Origin of the sequence: Streptococcus sp. VTCC 12886, assembly GCF_049893425.1 — a bacterium.
Classification (GTDB): domain Bacteria; phylum Bacillota; class Bacilli; order Lactobacillales; family Streptococcaceae; genus Streptococcus; species Streptococcus suis_AA.
Genome location: NZ_JBMVJB010000014.1, coordinates 36,481 through 55,003 on the forward strand (window position 1 = coordinate 36,481; position 18,523 = coordinate 55,003).

At 38.5% G+C, this 18,523-nt stretch carries 21 protein-coding genes; 18 read left to right on the plus strand and 3 right to left on the minus strand.

All coding sequences use genetic code 11. The features are described from left to right. Positions 1-64 precede the first annotated feature (64 nt). Genes tmk through rsmI form a run of 4 tightly spaced genes read left to right on the plus strand, consistent with a single transcriptional unit; the run spans position 65 to position 2,787 of the window. Positions 65-703, plus strand: a complete 639-nt coding sequence (gene tmk, locus ACPC57_RS05820) for a dTMP kinase (RefSeq protein ID WP_434066492.1) — start codon at positions 65-67, stop codon at positions 701-703. Further along, positions 700-1,581 (plus strand): DNA polymerase III subunit delta', encoded by an 882-nt coding sequence (locus tag ACPC57_RS05825; protein WP_274504071.1) that lies wholly within the window; start codon positions 700-702, stop codon positions 1,579-1,581. The genes tmk and ACPC57_RS05825 overlap by 4 nt, the downstream gene beginning before the upstream one ends. 23 nt (positions 1,582-1,604) lie before the next feature. Further along, positions 1,605-1,922: a DNA replication initiation control protein YabA gene (yabA, locus tag ACPC57_RS05830; RefSeq protein ID WP_024391897.1), complete on the plus strand. Its 318-nt coding sequence runs from the start codon at positions 1,605-1,607 to the stop codon at positions 1,920-1,922. A gap of 1 nt (position 1,923) precedes the next feature. Beyond that, positions 1,924-2,787 (plus strand): 16S rRNA (cytidine(1402)-2'-O)-methyltransferase, encoded by an 864-nt coding sequence (gene rsmI / locus ACPC57_RS05835; RefSeq protein WP_130554492.1) that lies wholly within the window; start codon positions 1,924-1,926, stop codon positions 2,785-2,787. Positions 2,788-2,981: 194 nt separating this feature from the next. Here the strand turns inward: rsmI and ACPC57_RS05840 are convergent, their stop codons facing one another. Next, positions 2,982-3,884, minus strand: coding sequence for a LysR family transcriptional regulator (locus tag ACPC57_RS05840; protein ID WP_217373947.1), 903 nt, complete (start codon positions 3,882-3,884; stop codon positions 2,982-2,984). Between the two features lie 372 nt (positions 3,885-4,256). On the opposite strand from ACPC57_RS05840, the gene ACPC57_RS05845 reads away from it, so the two are divergent. From ACPC57_RS05845 to ACPC57_RS05890, 10 genes are all read left to right on the plus strand, one after another. After that, positions 4,257-5,264 (plus strand): uroporphyrinogen decarboxylase family protein, encoded by a 1,008-nt coding sequence (locus tag ACPC57_RS05845; protein WP_434066493.1) that lies wholly within the window; start codon positions 4,257-4,259, stop codon positions 5,262-5,264. A gap of 26 nt (positions 5,265-5,290) precedes the next feature. Beyond that, the gene (locus tag ACPC57_RS05850) at positions 5,291-6,172 is read left to right on the plus strand and encodes a transporter substrate-binding domain-containing protein (protein ID WP_130554494.1); all 882 of its coding nucleotides are present in this window, start codon (positions 5,291-5,293) and stop codon (positions 6,170-6,172) included. Positions 6,173-6,244: 72 nt separating this feature from the next. Then, entirely contained in the window at positions 6,245-6,934 is a 690-nt protein-coding gene (locus ACPC57_RS05855) for an amino acid ABC transporter permease (RefSeq protein WP_434066494.1), read from the plus strand. Positions 6,935-6,946: 12 nt separating this feature from the next. Further along, positions 6,947-7,627, plus strand: a complete 681-nt coding sequence (locus tag ACPC57_RS05860) for an amino acid ABC transporter permease (RefSeq protein ID WP_434066495.1) — start codon at positions 6,947-6,949, stop codon at positions 7,625-7,627. 8 nt (positions 7,628-7,635) lie between these two features. Beyond that, on the plus strand, positions 7,636-8,394 hold the full coding sequence (locus ACPC57_RS05865) for an amino acid ABC transporter ATP-binding protein (RefSeq protein WP_434066496.1): 759 nt from the start codon (positions 7,636-7,638) through the stop codon (positions 8,392-8,394). A gap of 262 nt (positions 8,395-8,656) precedes the next feature. Then, positions 8,657-9,748, plus strand: coding sequence for a 3-phosphoserine/phosphohydroxythreonine transaminase (serC, locus tag ACPC57_RS05870; protein WP_217373942.1), 1,092 nt, complete (start codon positions 8,657-8,659; stop codon positions 9,746-9,748). Beyond that, positions 9,748-10,305, plus strand: coding sequence for a GNAT family N-acetyltransferase (locus ACPC57_RS05875; RefSeq protein WP_217373941.1), 558 nt, complete (start codon positions 9,748-9,750; stop codon positions 10,303-10,305). The genes serC and ACPC57_RS05875 overlap by 1 nt, the downstream gene beginning before the upstream one ends. A gap of 53 nt (positions 10,306-10,358) precedes the next feature. Beyond that, the gene (locus ACPC57_RS05880) at positions 10,359-11,537 is read left to right on the plus strand and encodes a phosphoglycerate dehydrogenase (protein WP_217373940.1); all 1,179 of its coding nucleotides are present in this window, start codon (positions 10,359-10,361) and stop codon (positions 11,535-11,537) included. Next, a complete protein-coding gene (locus ACPC57_RS05885) occupies positions 11,534-12,031 on the plus strand; it encodes a methylated-DNA--[protein]-cysteine S-methyltransferase (protein ID WP_434066501.1) in 498 nt (165 codons plus the stop codon). The genes ACPC57_RS05880 and ACPC57_RS05885 overlap by 4 nt, the downstream gene beginning before the upstream one ends. After that, on the plus strand, positions 12,028-12,381 hold the full coding sequence (locus ACPC57_RS05890; protein WP_434065541.1) for an arsenate reductase family protein: 354 nt from the start codon (positions 12,028-12,030) through the stop codon (positions 12,379-12,381). Before ACPC57_RS05885 ends, ACPC57_RS05890 begins: the two co-directional genes overlap by 4 nt. A gap of 16 nt (positions 12,382-12,397) precedes the next feature. On the opposite strand, the gene ACPC57_RS05895 is transcribed toward ACPC57_RS05890, so the two are convergent. Beyond that, the gene (locus ACPC57_RS05895; RefSeq protein ID WP_434066502.1) at positions 12,398-13,252 is read right to left on the minus strand and encodes a cation transporter; all 855 of its coding nucleotides are present in this window, start codon (positions 13,250-13,252) and stop codon (positions 12,398-12,400) included. 148 nt (positions 13,253-13,400) lie between these two features. Beyond that, complete coding sequence (locus ACPC57_RS05900; protein WP_274504036.1) at positions 13,401-14,228, minus strand: exodeoxyribonuclease III; 828 nt, start codon at positions 14,226-14,228, stop codon at positions 13,401-13,403. A gap of 154 nt (positions 14,229-14,382) precedes the next feature. On the opposite strand from ACPC57_RS05900, the gene ACPC57_RS05905 reads away from it, so the two are divergent. From ACPC57_RS05905 to ACPC57_RS05920, 4 genes are all read left to right on the plus strand, one after another. Next, a complete protein-coding gene (locus tag ACPC57_RS05905) occupies positions 14,383-16,044 on the plus strand; it encodes a hypothetical protein (RefSeq protein WP_434066497.1) in 1,662 nt (553 codons plus the stop codon). 174 nt (positions 16,045-16,218) lie between these two features. After that, on the plus strand, positions 16,219-17,607 hold the full coding sequence (locus tag ACPC57_RS05910) for an amino acid permease (RefSeq protein ID WP_434066498.1): 1,389 nt from the start codon (positions 16,219-16,221) through the stop codon (positions 17,605-17,607). Positions 17,608-17,791: 184 nt separating this feature from the next. After that, the gene (locus ACPC57_RS05915) at positions 17,792-18,106 is read left to right on the plus strand and encodes a hypothetical protein (RefSeq protein ID WP_434066499.1); all 315 of its coding nucleotides are present in this window, start codon (positions 17,792-17,794) and stop codon (positions 18,104-18,106) included. After that, the gene (locus tag ACPC57_RS05920) at positions 18,012-18,440 is read left to right on the plus strand and encodes a DUF975 family protein (protein WP_434066500.1); all 429 of its coding nucleotides are present in this window, start codon (positions 18,012-18,014) and stop codon (positions 18,438-18,440) included. The genes ACPC57_RS05915 and ACPC57_RS05920 overlap by 95 nt, the downstream gene beginning before the upstream one ends. Positions 18,441-18,523: the final 83 nt, after the last annotated feature.

Here is an 18,523-nt window from a genome sequence, read left to right on the forward strand (position 1 = left end):
TTTTTTGGCTAGATTTTGGTAAAATAAAAAGAACCATGAATGAGCAAATCGAAAGGTAGAGACAGTGAAACAAGGAATGTTTATTACATTTGAAGGTCCGGATGGAGCTGGTAAGACTACGGTATTACGTGAATTATTACCAGATTTACAAGAGCTGGGACCTGAAGTGGTGACAACGAGAGAGCCAGGAGGTGTAGCCATTGCAGAGGAGATTCGTAATATAATTCTCAATCCTGCAAATACCGAAATGGATGACAAAACGGAGCTGTTATTGTTTATTGCAGCTCGACGTCAGCATTTAAAAGAGAAGATATTGCCACCATTGGCTCAAGGAAAATTACTATTGATTGACCGTTTTATTGATTCTTCAATTGCATATCAAGGTTTTGGTCGTGGTCTCAATGTGGCTGATATCAACTGGCTCAATCAATTTGCCACTGAGGGATTAAAACCTGATTTGACCCTTTATTTTGATATTGATACAGAAGAAGGATTGGCACGAATTGCCCTCAATGCGGATCGTGATGTGGACCGCTTAGATATGGAAAAGGCAGATATGCATCGTCGAGTACGTCAAGGCTATCTCAGCTTATTGGAACAAGAACCTGAGCGATTTGTAAAAATTGATGCCAGTCAACCGTTGGAAGCAGTCGTTGCGGATGCTCTAGCGGTCATTAAGAAACGGTTTTCGGAAAGAGTATGAATATTCAGGAACTAAAAGATCTTCAACCACTAGTTTATCAGCAATTTGTCACGATTCTAGAACAAGGTCGTTTGGCACATGCTTATCTATTTTCAGGTGATTTTGCGAGCTTTGAAATGGCCCTTTTTCTAAGTCAAGCTTTATTTTGCCAAGAAAAAGTTGGTGTCCTTCCTTGTGGAAAGTGTCGCTCTTGTCGGTTGATTGAATCAAATGATTTTTCGGATGTGACCATTGTGGCGCCTCAAGGTAATTTCATTAAAACAGATACGATACGGGAGTTGGTCAAGAACTTCTCTCAGTCTGGTTTTGAATCTAGCCAGCAAGTATTTATCATACGTGATGCTGAGAAAATGCATGTGAATGCCGCTAATTCTCTGCTCAAAGTTATTGAAGAGCCTCAGTCGACGATCCATATTTTTCTTTTGACCAATCAAGAAGAAGCTGTTCTACCAACCATAAAGAGTCGTACCCAAATTATCTCATTTCCCCAAAATCTTCCATATTTAGAGAGAATTCTAGAGGAAGAAGGCTTATTGAAAACACAAGCGAGTCTTATCGCACGACTGGTTTCTAGTCAAGAGGAGGCGAAAAGGCTGGCTACAAACAAATCGTTTATTGACTTGCTGGATCAAGCGAAAAAGTTTACAGAATTGCTTTTAACTGATTCTAACCGCGCTTATTTACAAGTAGGAGTGCTGGTTTCTTTAGCGGTGGAAAAAGCAGAGCAGGGGCGCTTGTTTGATGTGTTGAGCTTGTTACTTGCAGAAAGATTAACAGAGATGATAGCTCGTGAAAAAATGGACGCAGTCCTGAAAGCCAAGAAAATGTGGCAGGCAAATGTCAGTCTGCAAAACTGTTTAGAATACCTTACCATGTAAAGCGAATCAGTGAAAGGACAGGAATGGATAAAAAAGAACTATTTGATGCACTTGATGATTTTTCACAAAATTTATTGACAACCTTGGCTGATGTGGACGCCATTAAAAAACATCTTCAAAGTGTTATTGATGAAAATACACGATTACGCTTGGAAAATTCTAAGTTGCGTGAGCGTTTGGAGAAAGAAGATAAGATAGGACACAAGCCTTCAAACTTTGGTAAGGAGAATTTGGAGAATATCTATGAGGATGGTTTCCATATCTGTACGTATGAATACGGCAAACGTAGAGATAATGATGAGCCATGTATGTTCTGTATTGAATTATTGAATCGAGATTAGAATGAAACTACAAAAATCATTTAAGGGACAGTCGCCCTTCGGGAGCCTCTATCTGGTCCCCACTCCGATTGGAAACTTGCAGGATATGACCTTTAGAGCCATTCAGACCTTGAAAGAAGTTGATGTCATTGCGTCGGAAGATACCAGGAACACAGGTTTACTTCTCAAACATTTTGAGATTGATACCAAACAGACCTCCTTTCATGAACACAATGCTCATGATAAAATTCCTGTCTTGCTCGATTGGCTCAAATCTGGTCAATCAATTGCTCAAGTATCTGACGCTGGCTTGCCTTCCATATCAGATCCTGGTCACGATTTAGTGCGTGCAGCAATTGAAGAAAATATTCCTGTAATTTCCCTACCAGGTGCTTCTGCAGGGATTACAGCTCTCATCGCATCTGGATTAGCCCCACAACCACATATTTTCTATGGTTTTTTACCGAGGAAAGCAGGACAACAAAAGGAATTTTTTCAAGAAAAAAGAGCCTATCCAGAGACTCAGATTTTCTATGAATCGCCTTACCGTGTGGCTGATACCTTGGAAAATATGTTGTCGGTTTATGGTGATCGTCAGGCTACGATTGTTCGGGAGTTAACCAAGCTGTTTGAAGAATACCAAAGAGGTTCAATCTCAGAACTCCTCGCGTATCTTGAAGAAAACCCGCTTAAGGGAGAATGCATGATAATTGTAGCAGGAGCTGGTGAAGAAGACCGCCCATCAGCTGAAGAAGTGGATTTAAAAGCTGAGATAGAAAAGGAAATTGCAGGAGGTCGGAAACCCAATCAGGCCATCAAAGAAGTAGCCAAACGTTACCAACTAAAAAAACAAGAAGTATACGATATCTATCATGGACTAGGCTGATGCCTAGTTTTTTATTGTATTGATATTTGAATTCGCTTTGATACGTCGTCACTTTCAGCTTGTCATATTTCAACCTAGAACATTCTAGTAAGCTGTATCTCATTTCCTTGTCTGAAAGCTCTTCATTCAACAATGCGTTTTTTAAGCATAAAAAACAAGCCTAAAAACCATTTTTAAAATGAATTCTAGGCTGTTTATGCAGTTGTATGTGGTGTCAAACTCAGCTTAATTTCATCAATAAAAGAGGAAGTAATATCTGTGATATTCTTCTTTTTATTTGTCACGTAACCCAAAGTATGGGTTGGACTATTCTTTAAAGGAATGAGGACAATTTGTTCCTTGATAAAACTATTTACAATTCCGAGACCTGAGGCATAGGCATTGCTTGCACATAGCAGATTCATTACAGTACCTCTGTCATTACTATAAATGATTGTTTGATTTTTATGGATTTCAAGAGGATCCTCATCAAAAGTGATGCCCGATTTATCCTGTCGGAATCGTACTTGCTGATAGCCAACTAAATCTTCCTCAGATATTTCAGATAGTTGAGCTAGCGGGTGCTGTTTCCCTAAAAACACACGTGTAGGAAAATCTCCTAATGAAGTAAATTCTAAATCTTGATTTTGGATGGACCGCTCTAGGATATCTTTATTCTCTTGATTGATAAAGATAATTCCTACATCTGATTCGAAATTTGCAACACTCTCTATGACACGTTTTGTAGTAGTTTCAATTAATTGAAAATCTTGATAGTCCTCTTTATACTGCTCTGCCATTCTGGCCAAGGGGATGGATAAAAAATCATAATGATGAGATGCAACGGTAAAACTCTTCTTAAAAGTACTATTATAGCGGTGTTCAAGTAGGCTGAGCTCACCTAGAATCCTTTTAGCATACTTTAGAAAATCATGTCCCTCCTCAGTGAGGCGAACTCCTTTATTGGACCTCAAAAATAGTTGAACCCCAAGTTGACTCTCTAAAACTTTGATAGAGCTTGACAGATTTGGTTGAGTCACAAACAGTTCTTTTGCTGCTTGGCTAAAAGAACCTGCTTGTGCCACTGCTTCAACATACCGACATTGTTGTAAATTCATGTAGCACCTCCTTTACCATTTCTAGTGTTATTATAGCAAAACTAACCCTGAATTTTCGGTAAAACTCCAATACAAATAAACTATGAAGCGATAGTCTTTATCTATGGGTAAAAAGAAAACCTATGAAAATACAACATTTTTTATCTCAAAAATACATTTTATCGAATAATGGTCATGTAAATCGTTCTAAAATAGATAAAATTCATCGAAAATGACGGTATTATGTCGAACGATATTATTAAAAACTATAGCAATGGATAGTTGGCTTTTATAATAAATTTTTCTTATAGCTAACGATAAAAAATATAGATTTTGCAAGTATAAATTGTGATGGTAAGATAAGAACATGTCAAACCGAAAGGAGAAAATACAATGACAAATAAGCGAGAATTAGTTTTAAAAGCGTTTAAAGGTGACGAGGTTGACCGAGTACCTGTTGGATTTTGGTATCACTTTGCAGAGGAAGATGAATTGCTAAACGGTTTTAATCAACCAGAAATTTTTTCAAAAAATGTTGCTGGACATAAAAAATTTGTGGAGGATATCAATCCTGATTTTGTAAAGATTATGAGCGATGGTTTCTTTTCTTATCCAAATCCATTAATAAAAGAAGGAATTACTTCCATCAAAGAATTAGCGACGATTGAATCAATTGGAGAGAATCATCCGTGGTTCGATCAGCAAGTGGAATTGGTGAAGCAGGTACGATCAAATTTTACAGAGGATATTGTTTCTGTTTATAATATTTTTGCACCATTAACTCATTTGAAGTGGCAAGTTTCCAATAAAACTGACGCTGGTGATGAGCAAGTAGCTTCTTTTTTGAAAGAGTATCCTGAGACATTAAGAGAAGTACTGAAAGTGATTGCACATGACATTGCAACTCTGGCGAAAAAAGTTATAACCGAAGCGGGTGCAGATGGTATTTACTACAGTGCACAAAATATTCAATCAGAGACTATTGAAAGTCAAGATTACATCAGCTATGTTTCTGAAAGTGATTTAATTGTACTTGAGGCGGCAGGTAGTGTTGGTGGAAATAATATTCTTCATATTTGTGGGTATGAGGGGGCAAGAAATGACGTGACGGTCTTTACTGATTATCCAGTACAGGTGGTGAACTGGGCGGTAAAACCAGAAGGAATTTCACTGAAAGATGGGAAACAATTATTCAGTGGGAAAACCGTTTTAGGTGGCTTTGAAAATACAAAAAATAGCTTACTCTATACAGGAAGTAAAGAGGAGATTCAGGCAGAAGCCAAGCGATTAATAGCGGAGAATGGGAAACAGGGTATCATAATTGGAGCAGATTGTACCATTCCAAGTGATATTAGCTCAGAGAGAATTGAATGGGTGCGTGAAGCGGTAGCTCAAGCATAACGATAGTGTATGAAGGAGAGAACAATATGACAAAGAAAAAATGGGTAATTACAGGTGGTGTGGCTTTTGCAGTAATTGCAGCAACAATCATAGGTAGACAATTAATAGGTAAGTCCGAAAGTGCATCGAATACAACATCTAGTAGCACAAGTAATGAAGTCATTACATTAAAAGTAGCACATACACAGAGTTATGCTCCATATGATTTTATTAATGAAAAAGGTGAAAGTGATGGATTTGAAGTTGCAGTACTAAAAGCAATAGATGAGAAACTGGATGCCTATCAATTTGAGTACGTTGGAACGAGTGATGAAGATCTGTTAATTGGTCTTGAATCAGGTAAGTATGATATTGGTACAAAGGGGGCGTGGTATACTGCTGAACGTGCTGAAAAATTCATCATTCCTGAAAATGCAATTGGAGCAAGTATTATTGGATTCACAATTCGTAAAGAAGATAGTTCTAAGTACACAGACATTGACTCTTTTGCAGCAGCAGGTGGAAAATTAGTTCCAATTTCACCGCAGAATGCCCAATACAATGTTATTCAAGAATATAATAAGGATTCATCAACTCCAATCAAGTTGGAAGAAGCTGAAAGTTTTAAGGTTGCGGATGCATATGCCTGGGTATTGGAAGGACGCTATGATGCATTTTTTGATATCAAACTTTCGTTTGAAAAGGCAGTGACAAATGAAGACGGGGCTTACCATCAATATGCAGACAAGCTTACATGGTTCCCGTATAAGGGAATTGAAACCTACCCACTCATTCACAAGTCGTCTACAAACGAGGAATTCGCTAAAGCTTATGATGAGGCGATTCAAGAATTGAAAGAAGATGGAACAATTTCGAAATTGTCAACTGAGTATTTTGGAGAGGATGTCTTCTCATACGTAACGAAGTAATATAAATAACTGAGGGAAAGCTCAGATAGTCTACTGAGATCTTTCCTTTTTGTTACAATTTTGGAGGTGTTTATGGTTTCGTATGACTTATCTTATGTTTTTAAATTTCTGCCTGAAATTCTTTATGCACTTCCATTAACACTATGGATATTAATCGTAACAATTGTGATTGAAAGTTTACTGGGTGCACTTTTAGCATGGGGACAGTTATATGGAGATGAGGTGATTGTCTCCATCTCCAAAGGCTATGTTTTTGTATTGAGATGTACACCACCCATTGTATTACTATTCATGGTATTTTATGGTTTACCAGAGTTCTTAGAATGGTGGTTAGGTTTAGATGTGAACGGATGGTCACGTGCAGTTTTTGTCATAACTGCTATGACACTCTTATATGCTGCCACAATCTCGGAAGTATTTAAATCAGCATACCTAGCTGTACCGAATGGACAGATGGAAGCAGGTTTAAGTATCGGTCTGACAGAATTTCAAACTTTTCAGAGAATTTTACTGCCACAAGCTTTCCGTTTTGCTCTTCCCAATATCAGTAATGCGATTTTGAATTTATTAAAAGATACAGCTTTAGCCTATACAATTGGATTGGCAGATATCATGGGGGCAGGAAATCTCTTGATTGGACGAAATTTAGGAAACTATTCCCTAGAAACCTACACAGCAGTAGCCGTGGTATATTGGACTTTAGCATTACTTTTAGCACTCGGTAATCAATTCCTTGAAAATGCTTTGGAAACAGGTAGATAGAAGGAGTTAAATATGGATATTCAATACATCATTTCTACGTTTTTGAAGACGCTTGCAGGTGTTCCAGTCACTCTGGGAATCATGCTTGTTTCCATTATACTTAGTTTCTTTCCGGCTCTTTTTTTAGCTTTGGGACGTCACTATAAGGTTAAAGGGGTAACTAGTTTTTCAATTATTTATCTTGCATTTATTCGCTCAACACCACAAATATTATTGATATTATTTTTTTACAGTCTTTTTCCAAGTTTATTGAACAATCTTTTCAAGGGAACTGGGATTAATGTATTTAATATTCCTCCTATAGCATATGCGTTTGTCATATTTAGTCTGATGACCATTGGAAGCCTATCAGAAATAATTCGCTCAGCCATTCTAACAGTTGATAAAGGTCAATTAGAAGCTGCTCAAGCCATTGGATTAAAAAACAGTCAAGCCTACATTCGGATTATTTTTCCTCAAGCTTTACGCTCAGCCCTTCCCAATTTATGTAATTTAGTCATCAATCTTGTGAAAGGAACGTCATTGGTTTTTGTCATGACGGTAAAAGATATTACAGCTATCGCAAAAGTAGAGGCAGCTTATGGTTATCAATATTTTGAATCGTATCTTGTTATTTTCTTAATGTATATTCTTATTTGTGGCCTCATTCAATTTCTATTCAACAAACTTGAAAATTATGTAAAACTTGTATAGGAGAATTTATGTTAGAAGTTAAAAATATTGAGAAATCCTTTGGCGATAAAAAGGTTTTGGACGGTGTTAGTTTAAAGGTTGATCAGGGAGATGTCGTTGTCATTCTCGGTCCATCTGGTTCTGGAAAGACTACCTTTTTGAGGACGCTTAACCACTTGGAGAAGCCTGACGCAGGGCAATTGACTCTGGATGGAAAAAACTATGATTTGGCCAAAATCAGCCGAAAAGAAGTATTAGAAATTCGTCAAAAAACAGCCTTTGTTTTTCAAAATTATAATCTGTTTGCCAATAAAACAGCTATTGAAAATATCTTAGAAGGATTAGTGATTGCAAGGAAAATTCCAAAAGCTGAAGCCTTAGAAATTGCGGAAAAAGCCCTAGCGAAAGTTGGTTTATCGGACAAACGAGATGCCTATCCGAGTCAGCTTTCAGGTGGGCAGCAGCAACGGATAGGCATTGCGCGTGCTATTGCGGTAAAACCACATGTCATCCTGTTTGATGAGCCAACTTCTGCGTTAGACCCAGAGTTAATTGGTGACGTCTTGTCGGTCATGAAAGAATTGGCACAGGAAGGGATTACGATGGTAGTGGTTACGCATGAAATGAGTTTTGCTAGAGATGTCGCCAATCACGTCATCTTTATGGAAGGAGGCCATATTATCGAAGAGGGCGAGCCCAAACAGTTTTTCGCTCGACCGAAAGAAGAACGTACCAAGCAATTTTTAACAAGAATCATACCAGAATTAAATATTGACCCAGTCATCTAAAATGATTAGCAGTGCTAGTCATTTTTTTCATCCTGAAAAATTGTGTTTTCTCATTGTTTGTTAATGTATGGTGTATAAATTTGCATTTTTATGAACTATGTGGGAGAATATAAAAGAAAAAACATCTAAATCGGGATAAATAGTCTAGTTTTATAAGTATATCAGGCCTAAAACCGAATATTTTTTATGAAATTAAAACATTTTATTGGATTGTCTGAATATTTGTGATATAATCAACAGACTAACATATTGGAGGGATTTTATGACAATCTACAACTTTTCTGCAGGTCCTGCAGTATTGCCAAAACCAGTACTTGAACGCGCCCAAGCTGAATTCTTGGACTACAATGGTTCGGGAATGAGTGTTTTGGAGATGTCGCATCGCTCCAAGGACTTTGATAATATTATAAAGAGTGCTGAGGCAACACTTCGTGAATTGATGGCGATTCCTGATAACTATAAAGTTATTTTCTTGCAAGGGGGAGCATCATTAGAATTCACAATGATTCCGCTCAACTTCGCTCAAGGCAAAAAAGCTTACTATCTTGCAGGTGGTTCATGGGGAAAAAAAGCGTATACAGAGGCAGTGAAGTTGTCTAAAACTATTGCCTTTGAACCAATTTTGCTTGGTTCAACTGAAGATATTACCTATGCAGAATTGCCAACTTTCGATAAAAATGATATTGATCCAAGTGCAGCCTATGTGCATTTGACAACTAATAACACTATTGAAGGAACAGCAGTATATGATATTCCTGACACCAATGGTGTGCCAGTGATTGCTGACATGTCTTCAAATATTTTAGCAGCTCGCTATAATGTTGAAGATTTTGCCATGATTTATGCTGGGGCCCAAAAGAATATTGGCCCTGCAGGTGTGACTGTGGTGATTGTTCGTGAGGATTTCCTCAATGATCAGCCAATGCTTTCAAGCATGTTGGACTACCGTATTCAAGCTGAAAATGAGTCTCTATATAATACTCCGCCAGCATACTCTATCTATATTTCTAAACTCGTCTTTGATTGGGTGAAAGAAATTGGTGGTGTTGATGAGATGGAAAAAATCAACCGTGAAAAATCTGGTTTGCTTTATGACTATATCGACCAGTCTGATTTCTACAGAAATCCTGTTCGCAAAAAAGAAGAGCGATCAGTAGCCAATATTCCTTTTGTTTCACCAAGTGAAGAATTGGATGCAAAATTTGTCAAAGAAGCAACTGCAGCTGGATTTAAGAATATCAAAGGTCACCGTTCAGTTGGCGGAATGCGGGCATCATTATACAATGCCTTCCCACGTCAAGGAGTGGTTGATTTAATCGAATTCATGAAGAAATTTGCTGCGGAGAATGCTTAGTGGAAATTAGATTAGCGCATCCAAACGAGATAAAGGCTATTGTCAATGTTCTTGAAGAAGCTAGGGCTTTTCTAGCATCTTCTGGTATTCATCAATGGCAGGGAGAGTATCCCAATAAAGACAATGTCTTTGACGATATCCTTTCCGGACGTGGGTATGTTGGTTTAGTGGACGGAAAAGTGGCTGTTTATGCAGCGGTTAACCGTGGCCAGGAAGAAGAGTATGAGGCAATTTACGATGGAAAATGGCACTATAACAATCCTGTCTATACCACTTTCCATAGAGTAGCAACTTCGAATGAGTTTCGTGGTCAGGGAGTTATTCAAACTTTTTTGCAAGGCTTAATTGAGGGGCAAAAAGGACCAGATTTCCGCTGTGATACTCATGAGCAAAATAAGGTAATGCAACATATATTACAAAAACTGGGCTATGTCTATTGTGGAAAGGTTCCAATAGATGGAGAACGGTTAGCCTATCAAAAAATCAAACACAAGAACGAACGGAGTCTTTATCAAGAGATTGATGAAGACGACCGTTGGTTACTTGGAAAAAATTAATGAAATATAGAAAGAAAAGGCGGTAGCTATTCCGCCTTTTTAGGTAAAAACAAATGATATTTAGCGTACGTACTTTTAATAATATCAACCAAGTTGGCCTGAAAGAATTGGGCAATAAATTCCAGATTGATGGAGATCATGCAAACAATCCTGATGCCTTTATTATTCGTTCTGAAAACTTGCATGGATTTGATTTTCCTGAAAACCTTAAAGCGATTGCTCGTGCAGGTGCTGGAACAAACAATATTCCAATTGAAGAAGCAACTGAGAAGGGAATTGTGGTTTTCAACACTCCAGGAGCCAATGCTAATGCGGTCAAAGAAGCAGTTATTGCTTCCATTCTCTTGTCAGCTCGTGACTATATCGGTGCGACTGCATGGGCTAACACCCTTTCAGGAGACGATGTGCCAAAGCAAGTTGAAGCAGGTAAGAAACAATTTGCAGGAACAGAGATTTCAGGAAAAACCTTGGGTGTCATCGGCTTGGGTGCAATTGGTGCCCGTATTGCTAATGATGCACGTCGTTTGGGAATGAATGTTCTTGGTTATGATCCCTATGTGTCTGTTGAAACAGCTTGGACGATTTCAAGCCATGTCAAACGTGTGGATGATTTAAAGGAAATTTTCACCAACGCCGATTACATTACTGTTCATGTACCATTGACAGATAAGACTCGCGGACTTTTCAATTCAGATAGTTTTGGACAGATGAAAAAAGGAACAACCCTCATTAATTTTGCTCGTGGCGAATTGGTTGTCAATGCAGACCTTTTCGAGGCAATTGAAGCAGGAGTGATTAAGAAGTATATTACCGACTTCGGTACCGAGGAGCTTCTCAACAAAGAAAACATTATCGTCTTTCCACACGTTGGTGGATCAACAGAAGAGGCTGAACTGAATTGTGCTATTGCTGCTGGTCAGACCATTCGTCGTTTTATGGAAACTGGTGAAATCATTAATTCAGTTAACTTCCCGAATGTGAAACAGTTCTTGGATGCACCGTACCGTATTACCTTGATCAATAAAAATGTGCCAAATATTGTTGCAAGTATTACATCGGCTGTATCTGAATTGGGGATTAACATCGATAACATCATTAACCGATCTAAAGGTGATTACGCCTATACATTGTTGGATTTAGATGAATCTGATGAAACAAAAATTGCTAAATTGGTCGAAAAATTCAAGGCGACAGATGCGATTATAAAAGTGCGTGTAATTAAACATAAATAATGCTATATAAGCAAATCTATAAGAGTCCCTTAGGCTCAATTTCCCTAATTGCTAGTGATAAAGGCTTGATAGGCGCATGGTTTGAGGGACAGAAGTATTATGAAAAAGGAGTGACGGAAGAGGTATCAGTCACTTCTCATCATGTCTTAGAGCAAGCATGTGACTTGTTAACAAGCTATTTTTCTGGGGAAAATCCAGATTTTAGTCCCTTGCCACTTGATCTAAAAGGGACAGCATTTCAGTTAAAAGTTTGGAAGATATTGCAAGAAATTCCTGCAGGTCAAACGACTACTTATGGGCAAATTGCCAAGGAACTTGGTATTCAATCAGGTCAGGCGATTGGTGGCATGGTTGGTCGTAATCCCCTATCCATTATTATTCCATGCCATAGAGTATTGAGTGGGGATGGAAAATTGACAGGTTATGCTGGCGGTCTGGACAGGAAAATCTGGCTCTTGCAACATGAAATTCCAGGATTTGAGGTTAAGAAATGATTTTATTTTATGAATACCCAAAATGTTCTACTTGTCGTGCAGCTAAGGCTGAGTTAATCAAATTAGGTGTGGAATTCGAATCGATTGATATCAAAACGACCCCACCAAGTGCAAGTCAATTGAAAGACTGGATGGAGGCGACAGGATTTGAATTGAAAAAATACTTCAATACCTCCGGAAATAGCTATCGCGAGTTAGGTTTGAAGGATAAATTTGACAGTCTGACTTTAGAAGATGCACTTGGTTTATTAGCAAATGATGGTATGCTTATCAAACGCCCTTTGTTGATCAAAGACGGTAAAATTCTACAGATTGGTTACCGAACCAAATATGAAAATCTCGACCTTTGAAAGATCGAGATTTTTTTTATAATGCGTATTCGACGGAAATGTATTCGTGCTTCTTCTTTAGTAAATAGAGCATTTGCTGCTTATCTTCCAGCAGTTTTCTCACAATTTCATGTTGAACATTGTGCAGGTTAATCTTTACTCTTATATTCATTCCCTGCTTGAAAATATGTATTTCAATATTGCCCGTATGGTCATCTAAATAGGTTTCTAAAATTTGATAAATGGAATCGTGAATTTCGGGTGCTTGTATGGTTCCATTTGCTAATTCTTTAAAGGAAACAACCAGCCCATCCCATGGTTCTTTTAAGGAAATGAGAGCTAGTACCACAGTTAGGAAAAAGTCCCCTGTGTAATGTAAAAAACCGAGTGGGCTGCTGATTGGGATGAAGTGAAGGAGAATGACAGCCAAACCGATGGCTCCTGAAATAAGTCCATCAACTAAATTTCCCTTAGACTCTGCTTGGATAATGATGGACATGTGGTTTAATCTTGCACTCATGTGGCGATTATAGAAATAGAGTCCCATACAAACAAGGAACATGGTTATTGTGTAGGGAACAACTGGTCCAGTGGTCATTGTATGACCAATCCCGTTGACGAAATAGGCAAATGCAGTAGCACTTGTTTCTAATACTGCAAATAATAATAATAGCAGGGTTGCGAGTGATTTCATAATGGCATATAGAGGTTCTAAAAAGTAGAGTCCCTGTGGAAAAGTAGTTGTTTTCCGATGGCTATTTTTTGAAATATAAAAGGCCACCATGGAGGAAACAAAAGCAATGAGTGAAAAGACACCATCTAAGAGCAGTGCATTTAATCCTGTCATAATGTACACAGCCAGACCCGCTGTTCCGCTCAATCCATTTACGATTTAGGACACGATAAGAGATTTTCTTTCGATTTTTTTATGATTCATAACTCCTCCTTTACTAGTTTATATATATATTATACCATACTTTGCAATCGTTTACAAATCTGTAGATTTTAAAAACCTAGCTTTTGCTAGGTTTGTAAGGGGATTAAATGTTAATTTCCATCACAATTGGTGTATGGTCTTGACGAGCACCAGAATCAATCATGTACGATTTGGTAACCTTATCAGCTACTCGGTCACTAACTAGCCAGTAATCAATTCTCCAGCCAGTATTGTTAATTTTACTGGTGCGGCTACGTTGTGCCCACCAAGTATAGGCGTTAAGAACATCACCATGCAAATGACGGAAGGTATCTGTAAAACCAAGGGCTAATAGATTTGTAAAGCCTTGACGTTCTTCATCTGTAAAACCTGGGGACTGACGATTGCTTGCTGGATTTGCAAGGTCGATTTCCTTATGCGCAACGTTGTAATCGCCTGTTGCGAGAACAGGTTTTTGGCGATCTAGTTGTGAAAGGTAGGCAGCATATTGGAGGTCCCAAATTTGGCGGTCAGCCAATCTCTTCAAACCATCGCCTGCATTTGGTGTATAGACCTGTGTAACAAAAAAGTCATCAAACTCAAGCGTGATGATGCGCCCCTCAGCATCCATGGTGGTTGGTGCCCCAATCTCAGGGAATGTTATGGTAGGAGTGAGGTGGTTCTTATAGAGAAAGAGTGTTCCTGCATAACCTTTGCGAGCGGGCTCCACTGATGAGCGCCAAGTATTGAAATAGTCAGGGAAATAGGATTTTAATATTTCGAGATGCTTCTTAGTAGGTCCCTTATCAGACAGCTTGGTTTCCTGAATTGCAATGATGTCAGCATCCTCTGCTACAAGAGTTTCGATGACGGCGCGTGACAGCAATGCACGAGGAGATTCAGCTGTAAGAGCGGCATTTAGGGAATCAATGTTCCAAGAAATGAGTTTCATATGGTTCCTTTTCTAGTTTATTCTGACTAATATTATATCAAAAATACTGATTCCGAGCGAATAGGGAGTTTGGAAATATGTTTTAGTTACTTGTATGCAAATACCAAAACTATGTTATAATATAACTAATAAATTAATGTTTGTAGAGGTATATATGAAAAGAATATTGATTGGTTTTGTCTGGCTTGCTCTCATTTTGGAAATCCTAGTTTACTATTGGTTTCAGCTACCAGCTTTCAATTTTCTGAGTTTAGAATTTTGGTTTTTCATTCTTCAGTCTTTTGGCTTGCTGTGGATTGTACTCGTAATCACTAGCAAAATTAGTCCGATCCGGAAAGTTACCAAGATTTCAGGTCGTAATCGTCAAGTGGAGTCTTACCAATTTTCGCCGGGGAAATTACCGACTTATCTCAGTTGGTTGGGCCGTGTTTGGGTTGTAGTTGTTTTGCTGATTATAGTTCTAGGGGTCATCAATTCTCGTATTTTTCGTGCGAAAGATTATGCTTCAGTAGTGACTGTGGAAGAAGCGGATTTTAAGACAGATTTTCCTGAGACAGATATTTCAAAATTAGCACTTTTAGATCGTGCGTCGGCTGAAAAGATTGGTGATACCTATCTGGGTACCATCGATAAGGTTTCACAGTTTGGTATTTCGAATGATTACCGCCAAATTACAATTGGACAGCAACCGTTTCGTGTGTCTCCATTGGAGTATAAGAGTTTTTGGAAATGGCTGAGCAATCACCAAGATGGTATTGGCTACTATGTAAAAGTTAATCAGACGACAGGTAAGGCAGAACTTGCCAAGTTGAACGAAGCCATGCATTACTCTGATTCTGAGTTCTTACTTAATGATACTTTGCGACATCTTCGTCTCCAGTACCCAACAATTATTTTTGGTAAGCCTTCGTTTGAAGTGGATGACAAAGGGAATCCCTACTATATTGCAACGATATACGAGCCAAAATTTGGACTGTCCTCACATGATCCAATTGGTGCTATTGTGTTAGATGCAGCTACAGGAGAAAGTAAGAAGTATCGTCTTGAAGAGATTCCTGAATGGGTGGACCGAGTTTATTCTGCTGAAAATGTTATCAGTCGTGTTGATGATCATTACACCTACCAGAATGGTTTTTGGAATACCATTTTCAGCCAAACAGGTGTGAAAAACACCACGGATAGTTATAATTATATTTCCATTGGTTCAGATATTTATCTCTATACCGGTATTACCTCAGCGACAGCGGATTCATCAAACCTTGGTTTTATCCTTGTCAATATGCGTACTCGTGAAATTACTAACTATAAATTGGCTTCGGCAACAGAGTCAGCTGCTCAAGAGTCAGCAGAGGGGGAAGTGCAGGAGAAAGGCTACAAAGCAACCGCTCCAAGTTTAGTCAAATTGGCGGATACGGCTTACTATTTGGTATCCCTAAAAGATGATGCAGGTTTGGTTAAATCTTACGCATTGGTAGATGCAGAGGATTACCAACAAGTCACAGTGAACAATGATGTGGCCAGCCTAATTTCACAAGTTACTGGTAGGGATGCTTCTAGTCTAGTTGGACTTGCAACTACGACAAATGGAGATTCGAGTCAACCTACTGAAGAGGTAACGGGCAAGGTGGAAGCAGTTGCCAGCCAAATGATCGGTGGTTCAACGGTATATTATATCCAATCGGAAGGCAAGATTTATAAAGTTAAAGCTACTGAAGACAGTACAGACCAGTTGCCATTTATCAAGGTAGGCGATCAATTTACTGGTCAATTGGATAAAAAGAATTACTTGCAACAGGTTGTCATCAATCCTGAATAAGAAGAAGTGGAAGTTTGTCTGATGATGTCAGACGATCTTTCACTTTTTATATTTTCGTGCGAAATGCTGGTTTTTATTGTATAATAGAGCGTTGTGGTTTTTTCTAGTGATACTCAATGAAAACGTGTATCTAGGATGATAACTTATCAACAATCTATGGTTTAGGAGTTGTTTATGAATCTGTTGAGGAAAAAACAGGTAGGGGAGCGTAGTAGTCAAATGCGGCGTCACTTGGGTTTGGTTGATTTGATCTTCTTAGGGATTGGTTCAATGGTGGGAACAGGTATTTTTACAGTGACGGGTTTGGCTGCTGCCCAATATGCTGGTCCTGCCTTAATTATTTCTATCGTCATAGCAGCAATTGCAGTTGGTTTGACAGCATTATTCTATGCTGAATTTGCTTCACGAATACCTACGAACGGCGGAGCTTATGGGTATCTCTACACGGTTTTCGGAGAATTTCCTGCTTGGATTGCTGGTTGGCTGACCATTATGGAGTTCTTGACAGCTGTTTCGAGTGTTGCATCGGGATGGGGTGCATATTTGAAAGGACTCTTAGCTCATTTTGGTATTTCAATGCCAACTGCATTGAATGGTACCTTTGACCCTTCTGCGGGTACTTATGTAGACCTGTTACCAGTTCTGGTCTTGTTTTTCGTAATAGGGGTTGTTTTACTAAATTCTAAGGCGGCACTTCGTTTTAATTCAGCCTTAGTTATCTTAAAATTCTCTGCCTTGGTCTTGTTTGTGATTGCTGGTATGTTCTTTATCAAACCGTCCAATTGGGCTGATTTTGCGCCCTTTGGGTTTGGAGCGATTTACGGTGGCCAAGCAGGTATAATGGCAGGAGCTTCTCTCATGTTCTTTGCCTTTCTTGGCTTTGAATCCATTTCGCTAGCTATAGATGAGGTAAAAACACCTGAAAAGAATGTGCCAAAGGGAATCGTCTTATCCCTCTTCATTGTCACAATATTGTACATTATAGTGACATTAGTCTTAACAGGAATGGTGCATTATTCTAAGTTGAATGTGGCAGATGCGGTTGCTTTTGCTTTGCGAGAGGTTGGTTTAGCTTGGGCAGCAAGCTATATTTCCGTTGTGGCCATTCTGACCTTGATTACAGTATGCATCTCGATGACTTATGCTCTTTCACGGATGGTGTATTCGATTAGTCGCGATGGATTATTGCCAAAATCCTTGAGTCAATTGACCAAAACCAGTAAGGTTCCTAAGAATGCGACGATACTGGTTGGAATATTTGCGGCGATCTGTGCGGGTATTTTCCCCTTAGCAACCATTGCTTCCTTTCTGAATATTTGTACCTTAGCCTATTTGATGATGTTAGCAGTCGGAATCATTCGTCTTAGACAAATAGATGGGTTGCCAAAAGAAGGTCAGTTTAAAACACCGCTGGTACCCTTATTGCCAATTTTATCAATTCTGATTTGTCTTTCCTTTATGTTCCAATACAGTCTTGATACTTGGTTAGCTTTTGGAGTTGCCTTAGTAATTGGTATGTTCATTTATTTCTTCTATGGCTATGGTCATTCTGAAGCAAAATAATGTTTATCTCTTCTTTATTTGAAGGGATTTTTTCTACAATTTTTTTATAGAAATACTAGAAAGTTAAAAAATAAGATAGTATAATATATTTAATGAGAGACACAAATATGGAAGGAGAAGTGCGAGGTCAAATCGAGATATTCGTGCTAAAGCAACAGCCATTCGTGAAAGTACGGATGGGATGATGACCTTATTTTTAGCACCTGTTCTCATTATGGTCCTATCAGATATTTTAGATCGGATGTGGGGACAGGCAGGTATTGTTTTATGGGGAAATACTTTTGTGAAAAATGGTGTGACACGCACTATTCATTATATTTCACTTGGTCCGTCATCACTCTTTGATTTCTTAGTACAATGCTTGCTTGTAACAGCTTGTTTTCAATTGATTAGGGTGGTCCGTAATGAGAAAAGTATCGTTTCGTTCAAAGATTGCTTTTCTCTGCTTGATGGTGCTTTCTCCTGGGGCAATGGCAGAGCTGGCTTCTCATCAGCCTGATGAATTGATGGCTAGAGGAGCGATTCTATTTATAGTTGGCATCGTCTTGTATTTTCTTGTTTACTATGCCTATTCTCAGACTGTTTTTGTCCTGTTTGATCATTTAGATAATGCAAGTTACACCAACCCACTGAATGTATTAAGAGAGAGTCGTCTCTTAATGAAAGGAAACTATTGGCAACGAATTCGTCTAGATCTATCATTTCTAGGCTGGTTTGTCGGAGAATTGGTAACTTTACATTTGTTGTCTATTTTTGTTCAACCATATTACCATATAGCTAGGACAATTTTTTACGAAGCCATAAAAGTAAAAATAAAGACTGTTAGCGAGTGATGAACCGCACCCCAAAAGTTAGACAGAAAAAATCTAACTTTTGGGGTGCTATTTTTATGAAATTGAGCTATGAAGACAAAATC

What these genes read in the sequence shown, in the direction of transcription:
- ACPC57_RS05825 (WP_274504071.1), top strand. Translation starts at nt 700, where the DNA reads ATGAATATTCAGGAACTAAAAGATCTTCAACCACTAGTTTATCAGCAA.
- yabA (WP_024391897.1), top strand. Translation starts at nt 1,605, where the DNA reads ATGGATAAAAAAGAACTATTTGATGCACTTGATGATTTTTCACAAAAT.
- rsmI (WP_130554492.1), top strand. Translation starts at nt 1,924, where the DNA reads ATGAAACTACAAAAATCATTTAAGGGACAGTCGCCCTTCGGGAGCCTC.
- ACPC57_RS05840 (WP_217373947.1), bottom strand. Translation starts at nt 3,884, where the DNA reads ATGAATTTACAACAATGTCGGTATGTTGAAGCAGTGGCACAAGCAGGT.
- ACPC57_RS05845 (WP_434066493.1), top strand. Translation starts at nt 4,257, where the DNA reads ATGACAAATAAGCGAGAATTAGTTTTAAAAGCGTTTAAAGGTGACGAG.
- ACPC57_RS05850 (WP_130554494.1), top strand. Translation starts at nt 5,291, where the DNA reads ATGACAAAGAAAAAATGGGTAATTACAGGTGGTGTGGCTTTTGCAGTA.
- ACPC57_RS05855 (WP_434066494.1), top strand. Translation starts at nt 6,245, where the DNA reads ATGGTTTCGTATGACTTATCTTATGTTTTTAAATTTCTGCCTGAAATT.
- ACPC57_RS05860 (WP_434066495.1), top strand. Translation starts at nt 6,947, where the DNA reads ATGGATATTCAATACATCATTTCTACGTTTTTGAAGACGCTTGCAGGT.
- ACPC57_RS05865 (WP_434066496.1), top strand. Translation starts at nt 7,636, where the DNA reads ATGTTAGAAGTTAAAAATATTGAGAAATCCTTTGGCGATAAAAAGGTT.
- serC (WP_217373942.1), top strand. Translation starts at nt 8,657, where the DNA reads ATGACAATCTACAACTTTTCTGCAGGTCCTGCAGTATTGCCAAAACCA.
- ACPC57_RS05880 (WP_217373940.1), top strand. Translation starts at nt 10,359, where the DNA reads ATGATATTTAGCGTACGTACTTTTAATAATATCAACCAAGTTGGCCTG.
- ACPC57_RS05890 (WP_434065541.1), top strand. Translation starts at nt 12,028, where the DNA reads ATGATTTTATTTTATGAATACCCAAAATGTTCTACTTGTCGTGCAGCT.
- ACPC57_RS05900 (WP_274504036.1), bottom strand. Translation starts at nt 14,228, where the DNA reads ATGAAACTCATTTCTTGGAACATTGATTCCCTAAATGCCGCTCTTACA.
- ACPC57_RS05905 (WP_434066497.1), top strand. Translation starts at nt 14,383, where the DNA reads ATGAAAAGAATATTGATTGGTTTTGTCTGGCTTGCTCTCATTTTGGAA.
- ACPC57_RS05910 (WP_434066498.1), top strand. Translation starts at nt 16,219, where the DNA reads ATGAATCTGTTGAGGAAAAAACAGGTAGGGGAGCGTAGTAGTCAAATG.
- ACPC57_RS05915 (WP_434066499.1), top strand. Translation starts at nt 17,792, where the DNA reads ATGACCTTATTTTTAGCACCTGTTCTCATTATGGTCCTATCAGATATT.
- ACPC57_RS05920 (WP_434066500.1), top strand. Translation starts at nt 18,012, where the DNA reads ATGAGAAAAGTATCGTTTCGTTCAAAGATTGCTTTTCTCTGCTTGATG.